The 18345-nt window shown below is 73.2% G+C and carries 18 protein-coding genes; 15 read left to right on the plus strand and 3 right to left on the minus strand.

What is annotated here, in order from left to right; translation table 11 throughout:
- Positions 1 to 50: 50 nt before the first annotated feature.
- From AB0F58_RS21805 to AB0F58_RS21820, 4 genes are all read left to right on the plus strand, one after another.
- Complete coding sequence (locus AB0F58_RS21805; RefSeq protein ID WP_357145721.1) at positions 51 to 1394, plus strand: MFS transporter; 1344 nt, start codon at positions 51 to 53, stop codon at positions 1392 to 1394.
- A 9-nt stretch (positions 1395 to 1403) separates the two neighbouring features.
- On the plus strand, positions 1404 to 1568 hold the full coding sequence (locus AB0F58_RS21810; protein ID WP_357145724.1) for a hypothetical protein: 165 nt from the start codon (positions 1404 to 1406) through the stop codon (positions 1566 to 1568).
- On the plus strand, positions 1565 to 2707 hold the full coding sequence (locus AB0F58_RS21815; protein WP_357145727.1) for an acyl-CoA dehydrogenase family protein: 1143 nt from the start codon (positions 1565 to 1567) through the stop codon (positions 2705 to 2707). The genes AB0F58_RS21810 and AB0F58_RS21815 overlap by 4 nt, the downstream gene beginning before the upstream one ends.
- A gap of 101 nt (positions 2708 to 2808) precedes the next feature.
- Entirely contained in the window at positions 2809 to 3255 is a 447-nt protein-coding gene (locus tag AB0F58_RS21820) for an Lrp/AsnC family transcriptional regulator (RefSeq protein ID WP_357145730.1), read from the plus strand.
- A gap of 24 nt (positions 3256 to 3279) precedes the next feature.
- Here AB0F58_RS21820 and AB0F58_RS21825 read toward each other — a convergent pair whose 3' ends face one another.
- Complete coding sequence (locus AB0F58_RS21825; RefSeq protein ID WP_357145733.1) at positions 3280 to 3846, minus strand: histidine phosphatase family protein; 567 nt, start codon at positions 3844 to 3846, stop codon at positions 3280 to 3282.
- A 164-nt stretch (positions 3847 to 4010) separates the two neighbouring features.
- On the opposite strand from AB0F58_RS21825, the gene AB0F58_RS21830 reads away from it, so the two are divergent.
- Positions 4011 to 4205, plus strand: coding sequence for a CsbD family protein (locus AB0F58_RS21830; RefSeq protein ID WP_357145736.1), 195 nt, complete (start codon positions 4011 to 4013; stop codon positions 4203 to 4205).
- Positions 4206 to 4278: 73 nt separating this feature from the next.
- Here AB0F58_RS21830 and AB0F58_RS21835 read toward each other — a convergent pair whose 3' ends face one another.
- Positions 4279 to 5682, minus strand: coding sequence for a lysine 2,3-aminomutase (locus AB0F58_RS21835; RefSeq protein WP_357145739.1), 1404 nt, complete (start codon positions 5680 to 5682; stop codon positions 4279 to 4281).
- 144 nt (positions 5683 to 5826) lie between these two features.
- On the opposite strand from AB0F58_RS21835, the gene AB0F58_RS21840 reads away from it, so the two are divergent.
- The 6 genes from AB0F58_RS21840 to AB0F58_RS21865 are packed head-to-tail and all read left to right on the plus strand — an operon-like array spanning position 5827 to position 12511.
- Positions 5827 to 6888, plus strand: a complete 1062-nt coding sequence (locus AB0F58_RS21840) for a zinc-binding alcohol dehydrogenase (protein WP_357145742.1) — start codon at positions 5827 to 5829, stop codon at positions 6886 to 6888.
- Positions 6889 to 6893: 5 nt separating this feature from the next.
- Positions 6894 to 8465: an amidohydrolase gene (locus AB0F58_RS21845; protein WP_357145745.1), complete on the plus strand. Its 1572-nt coding sequence runs from the start codon at positions 6894 to 6896 to the stop codon at positions 8463 to 8465.
- On the plus strand, positions 8462 to 10021 hold the full coding sequence (locus tag AB0F58_RS21850; protein WP_357145748.1) for a lysine 5,6-aminomutase subunit alpha: 1560 nt from the start codon (positions 8462 to 8464) through the stop codon (positions 10019 to 10021). Before AB0F58_RS21845 ends, AB0F58_RS21850 begins: the two co-directional genes overlap by 4 nt.
- Entirely contained in the window at positions 10018 to 10770 is a 753-nt protein-coding gene (locus tag AB0F58_RS21855) for an OAM dimerization domain-containing protein (RefSeq protein WP_357145752.1), read from the plus strand. Before AB0F58_RS21850 ends, AB0F58_RS21855 begins: the two co-directional genes overlap by 4 nt.
- Entirely contained in the window at positions 10767 to 11156 is a 390-nt protein-coding gene (locus tag AB0F58_RS21860; RefSeq protein WP_357145756.1) for a hotdog domain-containing protein, read from the plus strand. The genes AB0F58_RS21855 and AB0F58_RS21860 overlap by 4 nt, the downstream gene beginning before the upstream one ends.
- Positions 11153 to 12511, plus strand: a complete 1359-nt coding sequence (locus AB0F58_RS21865; protein WP_357145759.1) for a glutamate mutase L — start codon at positions 11153 to 11155, stop codon at positions 12509 to 12511. Before AB0F58_RS21860 ends, AB0F58_RS21865 begins: the two co-directional genes overlap by 4 nt.
- Positions 12512 to 12930: 419 nt before the next feature.
- On the opposite strand, the gene AB0F58_RS21870 is transcribed toward AB0F58_RS21865, so the two are convergent.
- Positions 12931 to 13518 (minus strand): XRE family transcriptional regulator, encoded by a 588-nt coding sequence (locus AB0F58_RS21870; protein ID WP_357145762.1) that lies wholly within the window; start codon positions 13516 to 13518, stop codon positions 12931 to 12933.
- A 75-nt stretch (positions 13519 to 13593) separates the two neighbouring features.
- On the opposite strand from AB0F58_RS21870, the gene AB0F58_RS21875 reads away from it, so the two are divergent.
- The 4 genes from AB0F58_RS21875 to AB0F58_RS21890 are packed head-to-tail and all read left to right on the plus strand — an operon-like array spanning position 13594 to position 18221.
- Positions 13594 to 15171, plus strand: coding sequence for a bifunctional NAD(P)/FAD-dependent oxidoreductase/class I SAM-dependent methyltransferase (locus AB0F58_RS21875; RefSeq protein WP_357145765.1), 1578 nt, complete (start codon positions 13594 to 13596; stop codon positions 15169 to 15171).
- A gap of 48 nt (positions 15172 to 15219) precedes the next feature.
- Positions 15220 to 16812, plus strand: coding sequence for an apolipoprotein N-acyltransferase (gene lnt, locus AB0F58_RS21880; protein ID WP_357145769.1), 1593 nt, complete (start codon positions 15220 to 15222; stop codon positions 16810 to 16812).
- A 51-nt stretch (positions 16813 to 16863) separates the two neighbouring features.
- Positions 16864 to 17646 (plus strand): polyprenol monophosphomannose synthase, encoded by a 783-nt coding sequence (locus AB0F58_RS21885; RefSeq protein ID WP_357145771.1) that lies wholly within the window; start codon positions 16864 to 16866, stop codon positions 17644 to 17646.
- A 56-nt stretch (positions 17647 to 17702) separates the two neighbouring features.
- Positions 17703 to 18221 carry an FxsA family protein gene (locus tag AB0F58_RS21890; RefSeq protein ID WP_357145773.1) on the plus strand — a complete coding sequence of 173 codons (519 nt, stop codon included), beginning with the start codon at positions 17703 to 17705 and terminating at the stop codon, positions 18219 to 18221.
- Positions 18222 to 18345: the final 124 nt, after the last annotated feature.

An 18345-nucleotide genomic window follows, 5' to 3' on the forward strand; every position in this document is an offset into this window, starting at 1 on the left:
CTCCGGAAAAGCTGTGGCTGGCCCTCGGTCCCCGTTGCTAGCGTCCCGCAGTGACGTACGGGGTGGGGGAACGACTCGATGGACGGTTCGGCCGGTTGTGGGCGGCGGCGACCACTTCGGCGCTCGGCAGTGGACTGAGCACGGTCGCCGCTCCACTGCTGGTGGCCTCGCTCACCGACGACCCGGTGGTGGTGTCCGGGGCGTTCGCGGTCGCGTGGCTGCCCTGGCTGCTGTTCGCGCTGCCGGGCGGGGTCCTCGTCGACCGGGTCGACCGGCGGCGGTTGATGATCGTCGTCGACTGGCTGCGGGTGGGCGCCCTGGTGCTGCTCGGCCTCTGCGTCGTCGCCGGCCTGGTGACGGTGACCCTGCTCTACACCGTGCTGTTCCTGCTGAACACCGGCGAGATCGTCGTCCGTTCGGCGAGTCAGGCGATGGTCCCGGCGGTGGTGCCCCGGGACCGCCTCGAACGGGCGAACGGCTGGCTCTCCGGTGGTACGACGGTGGCCCAGGGGATGATCGCCAGTCCGCTCGGCGGGCTGCTGTTCGTGCTGTCGGCGAGCGCGCCGTTCCTGGTCAACGCGGCCACGTACGCGGCGGGCGCGGTGCTGCTGGCCGGGATCGCCGGTACCTTCCGCCCGACGCCCGCCAGCGTCGGCACCCGGTCGGTCCGGGCCGACCTGGTCGAGGGGCTGCGCTGGCTGGCCGCGCACCGGCTGCTGCGCACCATGGCGGTGCTGATCGGGCTGCTCAACGTCACCCTCACCGCCGCGTTCGCGCTGCTGGTCCTCGTCGCACGGGACCGGCTCGGCCTCGGCTCGGTCGGCTACGGCGTCCTGCTCACCTGCATGGCCGTGGGCAGCCTGGCCGGCGCGCTGGTCGGCGACCGGCTCATCGCGGCGGTCGGCGCGACCTGGACCATCCGGATCGGCCTGCTCACCGAGGTGGCGCTACACCTGGTGCTCGCCGTCTCCTCCGACGCGCACCTCGTCGGTGCGGCGTTCGCGGTGTTCGGGGTGCACGGCGCGCTGTGGAACATCGTCGCCAACTCGCTGCGCCAGCGGCTGACCCCGCCGGACCTGCTGGGTCGGGTGGGCAGCGCGAACCTGTTCGTCGCGGCCGGGGGCAACTGTGTCGGCGCGCTGCTCGGCGGGGTGCTCGCCGCGCGGTTCGGGCTGACCGCGCCGTACTGGGTCGGGTTCGTGGTGGCGGTGCTGGTCACCGCGTCGACCTGGCGGATCTTCGACCGGGCCACCCTCGCCCGCGCGTACGCCGAGCCGCCACCGACGGGCGGGGAGCCGGCGGCCGGCGGGTCGGGGGAGGGGCCGGATCCGGCGGCCACCGTGCCGGGGTCGGCCGACCGACCGACCGAGCCGAGCGGCCCGAACGACCGTTAAGCTGGCGGCGTGGGCACGCGCGAGGGACAGCCGCCGAACCGGCGGTCCACCGCGCGCCGCGTCCCGGCTCCGCACGGGTCGGGCCTGCTCACGCTGGTCCGCGACCCGCGCGCCCGCCCGCCGGGTGGCGCGTCCCCGCTCACCACCACCCCCACGGAGCGCACCGCACGATGACTGTCGACCGGATCCTGCCCAGCGACGAGGCCCACGACCTGCTGGCGCTCGCCACCGAACTCGCCGACCGGGAACTCGCGCCCCGGGCCGCCGACTTCGAGGCGCGCGCCGAGTTCCCCCGGGAGGTGCTGCGCACCCTCGGCCGAGCGGGTCTGCTCGGGCTGCCCTACCCCGAGGAGCACGGCGGGGCCGCCCAGCCGTACGAGGTCTACCTCCAGGTGCTGGAGATCCTGGCCAGCCGCTGGCTCGCGGTGGCCGAGGCGGTCAGCGTGCACACCCTGGCCTGCTTCCCGGTCGCCCAGTACGGCAGCGACGAGCTGCGCAAGCGGCTGCCCGACATGCTCGGCGGGGAGCTGCTCGGCGCGTACTGCCTCTCCGAGCCGCAGGGCGGGTCGGACGCGGCGTCGCTGACCACCCGGGCGGTCCGCGACGGCGCCGACTACGTCCTCTCCGGCACCAAGGCGTGGATCACCCACGCGCACAGCGCCGACTTCTACAACGTCTTCTGCCGCACCGGCGGGCCGGGCGCGAAGGGCATCTCCTGCGTGCTGGCCGACGCGGGCACCCCGGGGCTCACGCCGCAGGCCGTCGAGAAGACCATGGGGCTGCGCTCCTCGCCGGTGGCGCAGATCGCCTTCGACGACGCCCGGGTGCCGGCGGACCGGCTGGTCGGCGGGGAGGGCAGCGGGTTCACCATCGCGATGTCCGCCCTGGATTCGGGCCGGCTGGGCATCGCGGCCTGCGCGGTGGGGCTGGCCCAGGGGGCACTGGACTACGCGGTCGCCTACGCCCGCGAGCGTCAGCAGTTCGGCCGGGCGATCGTCGATTTCCAGGGGCTGGGTTTCCTCCTGGCGGACCTGGCCACCCAGATCTCGGCGGCGCGGGCGCTGACCCTGGCGGCGGCCCGGCTGCGCGACGCCGGCCGGCCGTACTCGATCGAGGCGGCCAAGGCGAAGCTGTTCGCCACGGACGTGGCGATGCGGGTGACCACCGACGCGGTCCAGGTGCTCGGTGGTTCGGGGTACGTCGCCGACCACCCGGTGGAGCGGTTCATGCGGGAGGCCAAGGTGCTCCAGATCGTGGAGGGCACCAACCAGATCCAGCGGCTGGTGATCTCCCGCGCCCTGGCCAAGGGCTGACCGGGCCGTCCACTGTGGCGTCCCGCGCGCCGGGTGTGACGCGCGGGACGCTCCGGTGGGACGTCGTCGCCGGGAGAGGGTTTTCCCGGTAGGTTGCCAGCGTGGAGGAGACCGATCGGGCCATCGTCGCCGCGCTGACCGTCGACGGTCGGTTGTCGTACACCGAACTGGCCGAACGGGTGGGGTTGTCGGTGTCCGCCGTGCACCAGCGGGTGCGGCGGCTGGAGCAGCGCGGTGTGATCAAGGGGTACGCCGCGCAGGTGTCGTTCGAGGCGTTGGACCTGCCGTTGACCGCGTTCGTGGCGATCCGCCCGTTCGACCCGTCCCAGCCGGACGACGCCCCGGAACGGCTGGCCCACCTGCCGGAGATCGACTCGTGCTACTCGGTGGCGGGGGAGGACTTCTACCTGCTCCTGGTGCGGGTGGCCGGTCCGGCCGACCTGGAGCGCCTGTTGCAGGAGATCCGCACCGCGGCGAACGTCACCACCCGGACGACGGTGGTGCTCTCCACCCCGTACGAGAAGCGGTCGCCGCGGATCGGCCGGTAGGCACCGGGCGGGGAGCAGTCGTTCTCAGCGTGCGTTCCAGGTCAGGATGACCGGCCGCCCGTGCTCGTGGCCGAGGATGCTGACGCTGGCGGTGTCGAGACGCAGTCGGCTGCCGCCGGCGGGGGGCAGCCCGATCCACCGGGCGCCGAGCACCCGCAGGGCGTGGGCATGGCCGACCAGGGCGACGTCGCCGGAGTCGAGCAGGGGAGTGACCCGGGCGAGTACCCGGTCGAGGCGTGCCCCGACCTGTTCGGGTGACTCGCCGTCGGGGCAGCCGTCCTGCCAGATGACCCAGTCCGGGCGTTCGGCGCGGATCTGGGCGGTGGTGCGGCCCTCGTAGGCGCCGTAGTGCCACTCGGTCAGGTCGTCGTCGACGTGGTCGACGGCGAGGCCGGCGAGTTCGGCGGTGCGGAGCGCCCGCCGACGGGGGCTGGCCAGTACGGTGCCGAAACGGCGTCCGGCGAGCCGGTCCCGCAGGGTGGCGGCCTGGCGTTCGCCGTCGGGCGTCAACTCCAGGTCGGTGGACGAGGTGTGCCGGCGGCTGGCGCTCCAGGCGGTCTCGCCGTGCCGGACCAGCAGAATCTCTCCCATCCGGCCAGTCAACCATCCCGGGCGGACTCCCGCTCTCAACCTATCTTCCTAGGATGCCTTACGCGGTGTGGCACCGCCCACCGCGATGTTTCCCGACACCGGCACCGGGCAAGTAAACGAACAGGCCCGACGAGAGGCCGGAGCAGCCGGAGGGAGTGGTGGACATGAGCTTCACCGACAAGGCAAAGAACAAGGCCGACGAGCTGACCGGTGCCGCGAAGGAACGCATCGGCGACGCCACGAACAACGAGCGCCTACGTGCCGAGGGGACCACGCAGCAGACCGAGGCGCGGGCCCGGCAGGCCGGCGAGCACGTCAAGGACGCGGGTCGGGACGTACGGGACACATTCACGAAGTGACCGACACGGTCGACGTGTCGAACGGCGAGGGGCCCCGGCAGTCTGCCGGGGCCCCTCGCGTGTGGTGGTGGGGTCAGTCGTCGACGCGGTGGGTGGTCCACCAGTCCTGGCCGGACCCGGGCAGGGTGTCGATCGGGTCGTAGTAGGCGTACCGCTTGTCCAGGGCCTCCAGGTCGGCCTGCTCGATGGAGGTGCGGTAGTTCTTCGTCCAGTACGAGATGCCGCGTTCGCGGTCGTACTCGGTGAGCATGTGCACCCAGCGCTTACCGACGAAGGGGACGTCGCAGACGATCCGCGGGGTGGCGTAGCCGGGCAGGTAGCCCATGATGTCGTGCTGGAGCTGCTGGGCGTGCCAGACCGGGACCCGCCAGTGCTCGGCGTTGGGGATCATGTCGCACATGTAGAAGTAGTACGGCAGGATGCCGGTTTCGCCCTGGAGGGCGAAGCAGAGGTCGAGTAGGTCGGGTGCGGTGGCGTTGACGCCGCGCATGAGCACGCCCTGGTTGCGGACGTCGCGGACGCCGACGTCGAGGGCGGTCTGGGTGGCCTTGGCGACCAGCGGGGTCAGCGACTGGGCGTGGTTGACGTGGGTGTGGATGGCGAGGTTGACGCCCCGTCGGGCGGCGGTGCGGGCGACCCGTTCGAGGCCCTCGACGACGTCGGGCTGGAGCCAGTGCTGGGGTAGGCCCATGAGGGCCTTGGTGGCCAGCCGGATGTCGCGGATGGTCTCGATCTCCAGCAGGCGCATCAGGTAGGACTCGAGGTTGCGCCAGGGGACGTTGGCCACGTCGCCGCCGGAGACGACCACGTCGCGGACGCCGGGGTGGGCCTTGAGGTAGGTGATGTGGGCGTCGTACCGGTCGACGGGCTTGAGGGTGAGCTTGAGCTTGTCGACGGCGGGGGTGGAGTTGCCGACGAGGTCCATGCGGGTGCAGTGGCCGCAGTACTGCGGGCAGGTGGAGAGCAGCTCGGCGAGGACCTTGGTGGGGTAGCGGTGGGTGAGTCCCTCGGCGACCCACATGTCGTGTTCGTGCAGGGAGTCGCGGCTGGCGTAGGGGTGGGACGGCCAGTCGGTGCGTCGGTCGGAGGCGACGGGGATCATGTAGCGCCGGATGGGGTCGGCGAGGAACGCCTCGGTGCTCATCGGGGCGAACGGGACCATGGTGTTGAGCATCTGGGGCGGCACCAGCATGGACATGGTGGCCAGGGCGTTCTGGTCGGCGGTGAGGTCGGCGTAGAAGGTCTCGTCGACGGTGTCGCCGAGGACGGTGCGGAGCTGCTTGATGTTCTTGATGCAGTTGACGCGTTGCCACTGGGCGGATTCCCACTGGTCGCGGGTGATGTGGCGCCAGCCGGGGAAGCGGGTCCAGTCGGGCTCGACGAGTGGGGTGCGGCGGTATTCGTAGGGCTGGCCGGCGGTTGGTACCGCGACCGGGGTGGGACGGGTGGCCGTCGCCAGCGGTTGTGTCGGTGTCACGAACCCTCCTCGGTGCGGTCGTGCTGCCTGCGACCCCGAAGGCTACTGGAAAATCTTCTGTCGAGAAATTAGTCTGCCGTAAGTTTTCCCGCGACGCGAGCCCCTGGCCGGGGGTTCGGGCGGTTGGACAGGGGGAGGGGTGCCGTGACGTCACCGGTTGGTCTGCATCGCGTCGTGGAGCCGGCGGGGGTGCTGCCGCAGGCGGCGTGGCGGTTGGACGCCGCGCGGGAGATCGCGCCGAACGAGGTGCGGATCCGGGTGGAGCGGCTGAACCTGGACGCGGCGAGTTTCCGACAGCTGTCGGAGAAGCACGGTGGGGACGGCGAGAAGGTGCGCGCCGAGGTGCTGGAGATCATTTCCCAGCGGGGGAAGATGCAGAATCCGGTGACCGGGTCGGGTGGGATGTTGATCGGCACGGTCGAGGAGGCGGGGCGGCGGTCGCCGTTGGGGCTGCGGTCGGGGGACCGGGTGGCGACGTTGGTGTCGTTGACGCTGACGCCGTTGGTGGTGACCGACGGTCTGGCCCGCTGGGACGGGCGCAGTGAGCAGGTGCCGTGTGACGGGTGGGCGATCCTGTTCGCCCGGTCGATCGCGGCGGTACTGCCGGCGGATCTTGATCCGGAGTTGTCCCTCGCGGTGCTGGACGTGTGCGGGGCGCCGGCGTTGACGGCGCGGGTGGTGGCCGAGCAGGTGGCGCGGCGGGAGCGGGACGGGGATCCGCGGCCGGTGTCGGTGGCGGTCGTCGGGGGTGCGGGTAAGAGCGGTTCGTTGTCGCTGGCGGCGGCGCGGCGGGCGGGCGCCGGTCGTACGGTCGGGGTGGTGCCGGTGGTGGCGGAGCGGGACGCGTTGGTGGCGTCGGGGCTGGCCACGGAGGTGGCGTTGGCCGACGCGCGGGATCCGGTGGCGTTGTCGTCGGCGGTGACCACGGCGTTGGGGGTGCCGGCGGACGTGACGGTGGTCTGCGTGGACGTGCCGGGGTGTGAGCACGGGGCGGTCCTGGCGACGGCGGACGGCGGCACGGTGGTGTTCTTCTCGATGGCGACGAGTTTCGCGGCGGCGGCGTTGGGGGCGGAGGGTCTGGCCGCGGACGTGACGATGCTGGTGGGGAACGGTTACGTGCCGGGTCACGCGGAGTTGGCGTTGGATCTGGTGCGGTCGGAGCCGGGGGTGCGGGGGCTGTTCGCGGCGCGGCTGGCGGCAGGATAGGGCCCATGACGAACCCCTCGACGTTGTACCGCGGTGGTGTGTTGCACTGTCCGGCGGATCCTGGCGCGACGGCGCTGCTGGTGCGGGACGGTCGGATCGCCTGGTTGGGGTCGGTGGCGGATGCGCCGTCGGCGGACCGGGTGGTGGAGCTGGACGGGGCGTTGGTGACGCCGGCGTTCGTGGACGCGCACGTGCACGCGACGGACACGGGTCTGGCGCTGTCGGGGTTGGATCTGTCCGGGGCGCGGTCGGCGGATGAGGTGGTGGCGGCGGTGGCGGGGTTCGCCGCGGGTCTGCCGGGTGACGCGGTGGTGTTGGGGCACGGCTGGGACGAGTCGGCCTGGCCGGATGCGGTGTTGCCGGACGCGGCGGCCCTGGACCGGGCGGCCGGGGGTCGGCGGGTGTATCTGTCGCAGGCGTCGATCCATTCGGCGTTGGTGTCGCAGGCGATGCTGGCGGCGTGTCCGGAGGTGGTGTCGGCGGCGGGGTTCGACGCGTCGGGTTGGCTGCGTCGGGACGCGCATCATGTGGTGCGGGCGGCGGCGTTCGGGTCGGTGACGCGGGCGCAGCGGGTGGCGGCGCAGCGGGTGGCGTTGGCGCGTGCGGCGTCGTTGGGGATCGCGGCGGTGCACGAGTGTGGTGGTCCGGAGATCTCCGACGAGGAGGATTTCACGGGTCTGTTGGCGTTGTCGGGTGCCGGGGTGCCGGAGGTGTACGGGTACTGGGGTGAGTTGGGTGGTGCGGCGCGGGCCCGGGAGTTGGGGGCGGTGGGCGCCGGGGGTGATCTGTTCGCGGACGGGGCGTTGGGGTCGCGGACGGCGTTCGTGTCGGAGCCGTACCGGGATTCGGCGTCGGGGTCGTGTGGGCACGGGTATCTGACGGCGGAGCAGGTGCGGGATCATCTGGTGGACTGTGCGGCGCACGGGATGCAGGGTGGGTTCCACGCGATCGGTGACGCGGCGATCGGCACGGTGTTGGCGGGGTTCGCGGGCGCGGCGGAGCGGTTGGGTGTGGACCGGTTGCGGGCGGCGCGGCACCGGGTGGAGCATGCGGAGATCATGAGTCGGCGGTTGATCGCCGGGTTCGTGGAGTTCGGGATCGTGGCGTCGATGCAGCCGGCGTTCGACCGGTTGTGGGGTGGCGCGGGGCGGATGTACGAGTCGCGGTTGGGGTTGGACCGGTCGTTGGCGTCGAATCCGATGGGGTCGATGCACTCGGTCGGGGTGGCGTTGGCGTTCGGGTCGGATTCGCCGGTGACGCCGTTGGATCCGTGGGGGTCGGTGCGGGCGGCGGCGGCGCATCACAGTCCGGCGCAGCGGATGAGTGTGCGGGCGGCGTTCGCGGCGCACACGCGGGGTGGGTGGCGGGCGGTGCACCTGGACAACGAGGGTGTGTTGGCGTTGGGTGCGCCGGCGACGTTCGCGGTGTGGTCGACGCCGGCGGGGGTGGACCGGGGGTTGCCGGTGGTGCAGGCGGCCGATCCGGAGGTGCGGGGGCCGGGGGATCCGACGCCGTTGCCGGTGTGTCGGCGCACGGTGTTGCGCGGTGAGGTGATTTTCGAGGAAGGAACGTCGTGACGGGCAAGCTTGATCTCGATCCACGGTTGGTGGCGCGGGCGCGGGAGTTGGCGCGGTGTGCCGGGCAGCCGGTGGTGGAGTTGGCGCGTAGCCACACGACGGTGTCGGTGGAGCGGGCGGTGTTGCGGCTGGCGGGGGTGGTGGGCGCGGATCCGGATGGGATCCCGTGGGTGAACCGGCTGGTGGACGCGGTGGTGGCGGATGTGGGGTTGGGGCACGGGGTGGCGGTGCCGGTGTTCGATGCCCTGGCGCGGGAGCAGATCGCGGATGTGACGTTGCTGGCGCAGAAGGCGGCGGCGGGGTCGGTGCGGTTCGTGGTGCCGTCGGGGAAGGCGGCGACGGCGGCGCGTCGGGCGGCGCGTCGGGCGGTGGCGGCGGGGGTGCGGCGGATCGACCGGCGGCGGGTGGAGCGGGAGCGGCTGGTCGGGCGGTTCGGGGATCCGGTGCGGCGGCCGTGGATCTATCTGATCGTGGCGACGGGGGACATCTACGAGGACATTCCGCAGGCGCAGGCGGCGGCGCGGGCGGGTGCGGACGTGATCGCGGTGATCCGGTCGACGGGGCAGTCGTTGTTGGACTACGTGCCGGAGGGGGCGACGCGGGAGGGTTTCGCGGGGACGTATGCGACGCAGGAGAACTTCCGGTTGATGCGGGCGGCGCTGGACGAGTCGTCGCGGGAGTTGGGTCGGTACATCCGGTTGACGAACTACGCGTCGGGTCTGTGCATGCCGGAGATGGCGACGCTCGCCGGTCTGGAGCGGCTGGACATGATGCTCAACGATTCGATGTACGGGATTCTGTTCCGGGACATCAATCCGGTGCGGACGTTCGTGGACCAGCGGTTCTCGCGGCAGGTGCACGCGCGGGCGGGGATCATCATCAACACCGGTGAGGACAACTACCTGACCACGGCGGACGCGGTGGACGAGGCGCACACGGTGACGGTGTCGCAGTTGTTGAACGAGTTCTTCGCGCACGAGGCGGGGTTGGCGGACTGGCAGTTGGGGCTGGGGCACGCGTTCGAGATCAATCCGGATCTGCCGGATTCGTTCCGGTTGGAGTTGGCGCACGCGTTGTTGGCGCGGGAGTTGTTTCCGGACGCGCCGTTGAAGTGGATGCCGCCGACGAAGCACATGACCGGGGACGTGTTCCGGGGGAACCTGTTGGACGGGTTCTTCAATCTGGTGGGCGCGCTGACGGGGCAGGGGATCCTGCTGGTGGGGATGATGACCGAGGCGGTGGTGACGCCGTGGTTGTCGGACCGGGACGTCGCGTTGCAGAACGTGCGGTACGTGTTGGGTGCGGCGGGCGGTCTGCACGAGGATTTCGTGCCGGTGTCGGGTGGGTTCATCCAGCAGCGGGCGCACCGGGTGTTGGCCGAGGCGGTGGGGTTGTTGGAGCGTATCGGTGAGCAGTCGTTGTTGACGGCGATCGCGGAGGGCACGTTCGGCATCATGAAGCGTCCGGCGGACCGGGGTAAGGGTCTGGACGGGGTGGCGGCGCACGAGGCGGATTACTACAACCCGGCGACGGACATCCTGGAGCAGCCGGTATGAGTGACTCGACGATCGTGCGGCCGTACGGGGACACCACCGGTGACGGGATGGTGCAGGTGTCGTTCACGTTGCCGGTGCCGCACGACAAGCGGGCCGAGGGTGCGGCGGTCCAGTTGGCGAACAAGATGGGCATCGATCCGGCGATGCTGGTGCACGCGAAGCCGATGGGTGACGGGTTCACCTTCTTCGTGGTGTACGGGCGGGTGAACCACCTGGTGGACGTCTCGGCGGTGCAGGTGGTGGAGCGGGACTTCCCGTTGTTGTCGGCGCGGGAGGTCAACGCGGTGGTGAAGCGGCGCTTGCGGCGGAAGTTGTCGGTGGTGGGGGCGTGTATCGGTACGGACGCGCACACGGTCGGCATCGACGCGATCCTGAACGTGAAGGGCATCGCGGGGGAGAAGGGTCTGGAGTACTACCGGGAGTTGCGGGTCACCAATCTGGGTGCGCAGGTGAGTGTGCCGGAGTTGGTGGAGGCGGCCCGGGTGGAGCGGGCGGACGCGGTGCTGGTGTCGCAGGTGGTGACGCAGCGGGACGCGCATCTGCACAACACGCGGGAGATGTCGGCGGCGTTCCGGGAGGCGATGCCGGTGGGGCGGCGTCCGCTGCTGGTGGTGGGTGGGCCGCGGTTCGACGAGTCGATGGCCGCCGAGTTGGGCGTGGACCGGATCTTCGGGCGGGGCACGACGCCGGGTGAGGTGGCGAGTTTTCTGGTGCACGCGTTGGTGACGGACAGGAGGGCGGGGGCATGAGTGATTCGCGGGTGGGGTTGACGGTCACGCACCGCCGGTACGTGCCGTACTCGCATGCGCACTACGCGGGGAACCTGGTGGACGGGGCGTACGCGTTGGGGTTGTTCGGGGACGTGGCCACGGAGGTGTGTATCCGTACCGATGGGGACGAGGGGTTGTTCGCCTCGTATTCGGATGTGCAGTTCCGTAGCGCCATGCGGGCGGGGGACGTGCTGGAGGTGTCGGCGACGGTGACCCGGGTGGGGACGCGCAGCCGGACGATCGACTTCGAGGCGCGGGTGGTGTGTCGGGGCCGGCCGGATCGGGGTGAGTCGGCGGCGGAGGTTCTCGCGGAGCCGGTGGTGGCGGTGACGGCGACGGGCACGGTGGTCGTGCCGGCGGCGTGAGTCTGGCGGTCTGTGCCGACGTCGGGTCCACGTGGACGAAGGTCGCGGTGGTGGACCTCGACGGCGGGTTGCTGGTGGGGTCGGCGGCGGCGCCGACGACGGTGGGTACGGACGTGTTGCACGGCCTGGACGCGGCGGTGGCGGCGGCCACCGCCGGTCTCGGGGCCGACGGGGAGCTGCCGTGGTACGTGTGTTCGTCGGCCGGTGGTGGGTTGCGGTTGGCGGTGGTCGGCTACGAGCCTCTCGTCACGGCGCAGGCGGGCCGTCGGGTGGGGTTGTCGGCGGGGGCGCACGTGGTGCACGTGGCGTCGGGTCGGCTCGGTAAGGCGGACGTGGCGGCGTTGCGGGCGGCCCGCCCGGATGTGGTGCTGCTGGTGGGGGGCACCGACGGTGGGGACGCGGACACCCTCACGCACAACGCGGCGCGGCTGGCGCGGGCCCGGTGGCGGGTGCCGGTGGTGTTGGCCGGCAACGCCGACGTGCGCGAGGAGCTGCATGCGCTGCTGGCCGGGGCGGGGGTGCCGGTGACGGTGGCGGAGAACGTGTTGCCGCGGATCGGGGTGTTGGCGCCGTCGTCGGCGCGGGCGGCGATCCGGGAGGTGTTCCTGCGGCACGTGATCGGCGGGAAGCGGCTGTCGCGGGGGTCGCGGTTCGCGCGGCTGGTGCGGGCGGCCACGCCGGACGCGGTGTTGACGGGGGTGGAGGTGCTCGCCGACACGGTCGGCGGTGATCTGGTGGTGGTGGACGTCGGTGGGGCCACCACGGACGTGTACTCGGTGTTGACGCCGGACGAGCGGGCTGACGGGCCGGGTCGGGAGGTGGCGGGGACGCTGTGGCGGGCGCGGACCGTGGAGGGGGACCTGGGGATGCGGTGGAGCGCCCCGGGGGTGGTGCGGGCGGCGGTGGAGGAACGGTTGCTCGACGCGGCCGGTGCGCAGGAGTTGGCGGCGGTGGCGGCGGCCCGGGCGGCTGATCCGGGGTTCCTGCCGTCGACGCCCGGGGAGCGGGCGGTGGAGGGGCGGATCGCGGCCCTGGCCGCGACGGTGGCGGTGCGTCGGCACGCGCGGGGCGCGGCGACCGGGGAACGGTCGGGGCGGGATCTGCGGGACGTGCGGCTGTTGGTGGGTTCGGGTGGGGTGGTGCGGCATGCGCCGGCGGCGGAGGCGGCCGGGGTGTTGGCGGCGGTGCTGGCCGACCACGCGGGCGGGTGGGCGGTGCCGCGGGCGGCGCGGGCGGTGGTGGACGGCGCGTACGTGCTGGCCGCGGCGGGGTTGCTGGCCGGTGAGCAGCCGCGGGCGGCGCGGGCGGTACTGCGTCGGCATCTGGTCGTGGACGGGTCGGCCGGTGGCGGCTGAACGTCGGGCGAACGTCCGGCGTACGGCGGCGCGCCGGGGGCGACACGCCGTGGTGGGCGGCCGACTGGCCGGGGTGGGTTGACAGTGCCCGGGGGGTGGCACGTACCGTCTTTGAGTCCTACTACGGGGAAGCGGCTGTTGTTCGCTTCGTCCCTTCGTCCGCTGGCCGAGTGACCAGATGGGTTGCGGCGGCCAGGTCCAGCGGGCGGGGGTCGGCGGGGCGGCGCGGACCGGCCGCGGTTACCGGTGTACGGGCAGGGTGAGGTGCACGGCCAGTAGACAACGGCCCGGCGGGGGCAGCCAGTCCACCGTCCGGTCGGTCCGAAGGTCGGCGTGCCTGATCCTCGCCCCACCGGCCGGGGAGGGCCTGGGAGCATCGGGGCGCGGCATCCGCCGCGCCCCGATTTTGGTGTCCGGGGTCAGTGCGGCGGGGTGGGGCGGGCGCGTACGTGCAGCCGTTCGCCCTGCGGCCCGAACAGGTTGAGGATCTCCGCCGGGTACGGGTCGGGGTTGGCGACGGCGTGCGGCAGTCGGGTGTCGAACTCGGCGACCTCCCCGGGGGTGAGGATCAGGTCGTGGTCGCCGAGGAGCAACCGGATCCGGCCGGAGAGCACGTACAGCCACTCGTAGCCCTCGTGGGTGTTGGGTTGCGGGTCGGCGGGGGTGTGCGGCGGGATGATCTGTTTGAACGCCTGGAGGCCGCCGGGGCGGCGGGTCAGCGGCAGGAACGTCATGCCGTTGCGCACGATGGGGCGGGGGTGTACGCGCGGGTCGGCGGTGGGGGCGGCGCCGACGAGGTCGTCGAGGGGCACCTGGTGGGCGCGGGCCAGCGGCAGCAGCAGTTCCAGGGTGGGGCGGCGCTGGCCGGACTCCAGGCGGGACAGGGTGCTGACGGAGATGCCGGTGGTCTGGGCCAGTTGGGTCAGGGTGGTGCCGCGTCGGGTGCGCAGGGCCCGTAGCCGGGCGCCGACCCCGGCCAGTACCGTCGCCTCGTCGTCGTTTGCCATACCGGCAAGGATAGTTGCCACCTGTGCCGGGGTGGGCGCACCGTTGCGGGCGACGACGACGAACAGGGGTGTGCGATGGACGACAGGTACGACGTGGTGGTCATCGGGGGCGGCGCGGCGGGTCTCGCCGGCGCGGTGGCCCTGGCCCGTTCCCGCCGGTCGGTGCTGGTCATCGACGCGGGCCGGCCCCGTAACGCCCCCGCCGCCGGGGTGCACAATCACCTGGGTCGGGAGGGCGTCGCACCGGCGGAGCTGCTCGCGTCGGCCCGCGCCGACCTCGCCGGCTACGGCGGGCACCTCGTCGACGCCACGGCCACCGGCGTCGGCCGCGACGACGACGGGTTCCGGGTGGACCTCGCCGACGGGCGTGGGGTGTGGGCGCGGCGGCTGCTGGTGGCCACCGGCGGGGTCGACGCGCTGCCCGACGTGCCCGGTCTGGCGCAGCGGTGGGGACGTGACGTGCTGCACTGCCCGTACTGCCACGGCTGGGAGGTCCGTGACCGGCGGATCGCGGTGATCGCCGACGGGCCGGCGGGGGTGCGGCAGGCCCTGCTGTGGCGGCAGTGGAGCCCGCAGGTGCTGCTGGTGCGCCACGGGGGCGACGCGCCCGACCCGGTGCAGGCCGAGCAGCTGGCCGCGCGGGCGGTCACCGTCGTCGACGGGCCGGTCACCGGCCTGGTCGTCGAGGACGACCGGCTCACCGGGGTGCGGGTCGCCGACGGGGGTCCGGTGCGGGTCGACGCGCTCGTGGTGGCGACCCGGCTGGCCGCTCGCGCGGACCTGCTCGCCCCGCTGGGTCTGCGACCGGTCGACGTCGACCACGAGGGGCAGCTCATGGGCACCCGGATTCCCGCCGACGCGTTCGGGGCCACCGACGTGCCGGGGGTGTGGGTGGCGGGGAACGCGACCGCCGTCACCGCGACGGTCGTGGTGTCCGCCGCGCAGGGCGTCACCGCCGCCGCGGCGATCAACGCCGACCTGGTCGCCGAGGACACCGCCCGCGCCGTCGGGGCGTACCGGCACGACCTGGCGACCATGTTCGAGCAGGACGCCTGGGAGGACCGCTACCGGTCCCGGCCGGCGGTGTGGAGCGGCAACCCGAATCCGCAGCTGGTCGCCGAGGCCGCCGACCTGCCGCCGGGGCGGGCCCTGGACGTCGGCTGCGGGGAGGGCGCCGACACGGTGTGGCTGGCCCGGCGGGGCTGGCGGGTCACCGCCGTGGACATCGCCCCCACCGCCGTGGCCCGCACCGCCGGGCACGCCGCCGACGCCGGGGTCGCCGACCGGGTCACCGTCGACCAGGCGGACCTGCGGGTCGAGGCACCCGAGGCGGGCGGCTACGACCTGGTGTCGGCGCAGTTCATGCACCTGCCCGCCGGGCAGTGGCGGGACCTGGTCGCCCGGCTGGCCGACGCGGTGGCCCCCGGCGGCACCCTGCTCCTCGTCGGCCACCATCCGCTCGACCTGCGCACCACGGCCCGACGGATGCACTTTCCCGACCTGATGTTCACCGCCGAGCAGGCCGCCGCCCAGCTCGACCCGACCCGCTGGCGGGTGCGGGTCGCGCAGGCCCGGCCGCGCGCCGCCGTGGACCCCGACGGGCAGGACGTCACCGTCCACGACGCCGTCCTGGTCGCCGGCCGGCTGCCCTGACCGACGCCGGGGCGGGCGGGTAGCCTTCGGCGGTGTGATCGAGGTGAGGTGCCGGTGACGACGCTGGACGAGGCACGACCCGCCGCCGCCGGCACGCCGTCGCCGCCGCGGCCGCTGCCCCTGCCGGTGGCGGTGCCGCTGGCGGTGGTGGCCGGGCTGGCGCTGCTGGTGGCGTTCCCGCCGTACGGGTGGTGGCCGTTGGCGGCGGTCGGGGTGGCGGCGCTCGCCGCGGCGACCCACCGGCGGCGGGCCCGCGCCGGCGCGGCCCTGGGCTTCGTCACCGGGGTGACGCTGTTCGCGCCGCTGCTGGCCTGGACGAACCTGCACACCGGCTACCTGCCGTGGGTGCTGCTGAGTCTGTCCCAGGCCGCCTACCTGGCGCTGCTCGGCGCCGCGACCGCCTACGCGTCGCCGCTGGTCGACCGGCACCGGGCGGCGTGGCCGGCGGTGACCGGGCTGCTGTGGGTGGGGCAGGAGGCGCTGCGCGACCGTACCCCGTTCGGCGGGTTCCCGTGGGGGCGGTTGGCGTTCAGCCAGGGCGACTCGCCGCTGCTGCGGCTGGCGGTGCTCGGCGGAGCCCCGCTGGTCACCTTCGCCGTCGCGCTCGCCGGCGGGCTGCTGGTGGTGCTGCTGTGGCGCCCGTGGCGGCGTCCGCACCCGTCGGCCGTGGTGCCGGCCGTCGGGCTGGTCGCCGTGGTCGCCGCCGCCCTGGCCGCCCCGGTGGGGCTGCGTGGCGGCGGCGAGCAGGTCACCGTGGCGATCGTGCAGGGCAACGTGCCGCGCCTCGGGTTGGACTTCAACGCGCAGCGGCAGGCGGTGCTCGACAACCACGTCGAGGCGACCCTGGACCTGGCCGGTCAGGTCACCGCCGGGCAGGCCCGCCGACCCGACCTGGTGGTGTGGCCGGAGAACTCCAGCGACATCGACCCGCTGCGTGACACCGGCGCCGGGGCACGGATCTCCCGGGCCGCCGACGCGATCGGCGCGCCGATCCTCGTCGGGGCGGTGCTGCGCGGCCCCGGCGAGGGGCAGGTGCGCAACGCGGGGCTGCTGTGGCGGCCCGGCAGCGGCCCCGACACCGACCAGCTGTACACCAAACGCCATCCGGTGCCGTTCGCCGAGTACGTGCCCATGCGGGACCTGGCGCGCCTGGTCAGCAAGCAGGTCGACCGGGTCCGGGCGGACTTCGTGCCCGGTGCCAGGCCGGGTGTGCTGCGTACCGGCGACGCGGTTCTCGGCGACGTGATCTGCTTCGAGGTCGCCTACGACGGGCTGGTCCGGGACACCGTCACCGGTGGCGCGCAGCTGCTGGTGGTGCAGACCAACAACGCCACCTTCGACGAGTCCGAGGCATTGCAGCAGATGGCGATGGTCCGGTTGCGGGCCGTCGAGCACGGCCGGGACGCGTTGATGGCCTCCACGGTCGGGGTGTCCGGGTTCGTGTCCCCCGACGGGCGGGTAGACGGGGCGACCGGGTTCAACACCGGTGCGGTGGTGGTTCGGCAGATGCGCCTGGGTGACGGGCTGACCCCGGCCACCCGGATGGGCGTGTGGCCGGAGGTGGGGCTGCTGGTGGCCGCCGGTCTCGTGCTGGCCGGCGCGGCGGTGCTGCGCCGTCGGCCGGAGCCGCCGCCCGGCTAGAACCGCAGACGGCCGGCCCGACCGGGGCCGGCGTGACCGGGGGAGGTCCAGGTGGGCGATCAGACCAGCCGGACGGCCGGAGGTCCGGAGGTGGGGCGGGTGCTGGTGGTGGTGCCCACCTACAACGAAGCGGACAACCTCGCCGGGATCGTCGACCGGGTCCACCGGAACGCGCCGGCGGTGGACGTGCTGGTCGCCGACGACAACAGCCCCGACGGCACCGGGGCCCTCGCCGACGACCTGGCCCGCGTCGACGACCGGGTGCACGTGCTGCACCGCGGCGGCAAGGAGGGGCTCGGCGCGGCGTACCTGGCGGGGTTCGCGTGGGCGCGGCGGCGCGGCTACGACGCGGTCGTGGAGATGGACGCCGACGGCTCGCACGCCCCGGAGGACCTGCCGGCGCTGCTCGACGCCGCCCGCGACGCCGACGTGGTCATCGGGTCCCGGTGGGAACGGGGCGCGCGGATCCTGAACTGGCCGTGGCGGCGGCTGCTGCTGTCCCGGGGCGGGAACTGGTACGCCCGGTGGGCTCTCGGGGTGCCCGTCGCCGACGCCACCGGCGGTTACCGGGTGTACCGGCTGCGGGCCCTGGACGCCGTCGACCTGGAGCGGGTCTGCTCGCGGGGCTACTCGTTCCAGGTGGAGCTGTCCCGGCTGCTGCACCGGGCCGGGGCGCGGATGGTGGAGGTGCCGATCACGTTCGTGGAGCGGGAACGCGGGTCCAGCAAGATGAGCCCGCTGATCGTGTTGGAGGCGTTGTGGCGGATCACCCTGTGGGGGTTGCAGGACCGGCGGTGGGGCCGACGGCGGCCGGTCGCGGGCCGGTGGCCGTGACCGCGGCCCGTGGCATCCTTGACCAGGTAGGCGTCGCCGAGGCCGGATGAGGTGTGATGCGCCGGACGTGGAGGTTCGTACCGCTGGGGTTGCTGGCCGGGCTGGTCGCCGAGGTGGCGGTGTTCGTGCTGGTCGGCCGGACGATCGGGTTCGCCTGGGCGGTGCTGGTGGTGTTCGCCGCGTCGCTGGTGGGTCTGCTGCTGCTGCGCCGGGAGGGCATGCGCGCGTGGCGGGGTTTCCGGGCCGGTGTCGAGTCGGGTCAGCCGCCGGGCCGGCAGTTGACCGACGGGCTCGTCGGTCTGGTCGGTGCGTTGCTGCTGGCCGCGCCGGGCCTGGTCAGTGGGGTGGTGGGGGTGGCGCTGCTGGTGCCGCCGCTGCGTCGCCTCGCCGGCACGGGCGTGCAGCGGGCCACCGAGCGGCGGGTGTCGTCGATGGTCGCCGGGGACCTGTTCGGTCCGCGCCGGGTGCGCGTGTACCGGGGTGCCGGGGCGCCGACCGAACCGGTTCCGCCGACCCGGCCGCCCGCCGACCCGGCCGCCGCCATCGAGGGGGAGATCGTCGAACCGGGCCGGTGAGCCCGTGACGTGCGTCGAGCCCCCGGGACGGATCCGTCCCGGGGGGGGGTCGGGGTTAATTTGGTATATAACAAGTGCTTAAAACATTAAAAAAAAATGGTTTAGTGTTTTTGAGTGTATTGAT

The sequence above is a fragment of the Micromonospora sp. NPDC023956 genome, assembly GCF_040639195.1.
Lineage (GTDB): Bacteria > Actinomycetota > Actinomycetes > Mycobacteriales > Micromonosporaceae > Micromonospora.

Coding starts and splice junctions, on each gene's coding strand:
- AB0F58_RS21815 (WP_357145727.1), top strand. CDS start 1,565: ATGACTGTCGACCGGATCCTGCCCAGCGACGAGGCCCACGACCTGCTG.
- AB0F58_RS21825 (WP_357145733.1), bottom strand. CDS start 3,846: ATGGGAGAGATTCTGCTGGTCCGGCACGGCGAGACCGCCTGGAGCGCC.
- AB0F58_RS21830 (WP_357145736.1), top strand. CDS start 4,011: ATGAGCTTCACCGACAAGGCAAAGAACAAGGCCGACGAGCTGACCGGT.
- AB0F58_RS21845 (WP_357145745.1), top strand. CDS start 6,894: ATGACGAACCCCTCGACGTTGTACCGCGGTGGTGTGTTGCACTGTCCG.
- AB0F58_RS21855 (WP_357145752.1), top strand. CDS start 10,018: ATGAGTGACTCGACGATCGTGCGGCCGTACGGGGACACCACCGGTGAC.
- AB0F58_RS21860 (WP_357145756.1), top strand. CDS start 10,767: ATGAGTGATTCGCGGGTGGGGTTGACGGTCACGCACCGCCGGTACGTG.
- AB0F58_RS21870 (WP_357145762.1), bottom strand. CDS start 13,518: ATGGCAAACGACGACGAGGCGACGGTACTGGCCGGGGTCGGCGCCCGG.
- AB0F58_RS21875 (WP_357145765.1), top strand. CDS start 13,594: ATGGACGACAGGTACGACGTGGTGGTCATCGGGGGCGGCGCGGCGGGT.
- AB0F58_RS21890 (WP_357145773.1), top strand. CDS start 17,703: ATGCGCCGGACGTGGAGGTTCGTACCGCTGGGGTTGCTGGCCGGGCTG.